This window comes from Rhizobium sp. BR 317 (assembly GCF_047445835.1).
In the GTDB taxonomy this organism is placed as follows: domain Bacteria; phylum Pseudomonadota; class Alphaproteobacteria; order Rhizobiales; family Rhizobiaceae; genus Rhizobium; species Rhizobium paranaense.
Genome location: NZ_JARWLB010000174.1, coordinates 1 through 855, shown reverse-complemented (window position 1 = coordinate 855; position 855 = coordinate 1). Strand labels below are relative to the sequence as shown.

The window sequence follows — 855 nt, the reverse complement described above, 5'->3', positions numbered from 1 at the left end:
CCCGCCCCGCCTGCGCCAGGCAATGGCCGGGTACGACCAGCATCGCCTTGGCAATAAGACCGAGCCGGCGCTGTTCCATGATGGCGGCTGCCATGGTCATCGTCTTGCCGGCGCCGACGGCGTGGGCGAGATATGTCGATCCCGACGAGATGATGCGCCAGATGCCGCGCTTCTGGTGCCCATAAAGAACAAGGGCGCCAGAGGCGCCGGGAAGTTTCAGGTGCGAGCCGTCGAATTTTCGTGGGGCGATGTTGTTGAAGCGATCGTTATAGACCCGCGCCAGCCGGTCGGTGCGATCGGGATCGGTCCAGACCCAGTTCTGGAACGCTTGCTTGATCTTCTGGAGCTTGTCGCGGGCGGCCTMGGTGTCGATGACGTTCAGAACGCGCCGCTCACCGTCGGCGTCCTTGAACACGTCGAAAATCTGCGGCACGCGGCTGTTTAGTGCATCGGCGAGTAACTCACCGGCATGCCGGCGGTCAGTGCCCCATTCGGATGTACCGGCTGCCGTCCAACCAAGTTGCCKCCCCTCGACTGTCMAAGAGCCGAGTTCCGGCATGTGATGGATCCTGATCTCGGCGCCCATCGTCTCGTGCACGAAGTCGACGATATCAGCGGCCGGAATCCAGGGTGCGCCCAGCCGGGCGGTGATATCAGACGGGCGGAGATCAGCCGGCTGCACCGCCTGAAGCGCACGGACATTGCGCTCATAAGCGGGATCGAGCTCGGCCGCAGCTGCCGCGGCAGCAAGTTTGGTGCGCACGGCCCCGGAGAGATAAGCATCGGAGGTTTGCCAGGAGCCGTCGGCGCGATCGCGGAAAATAGTATCGCCAAGCGCATTGAGAGCCGCATCCG

General features: G+C 63.6%; 1 pseudogene. It reads right to left on the bottom strand.

What is annotated here, in order from left to right:
- A pseudogene (locus tag QD357_RS32620) lies at window positions 1–855 on the bottom strand (lactate dehydrogenase); the annotation flags it as partial.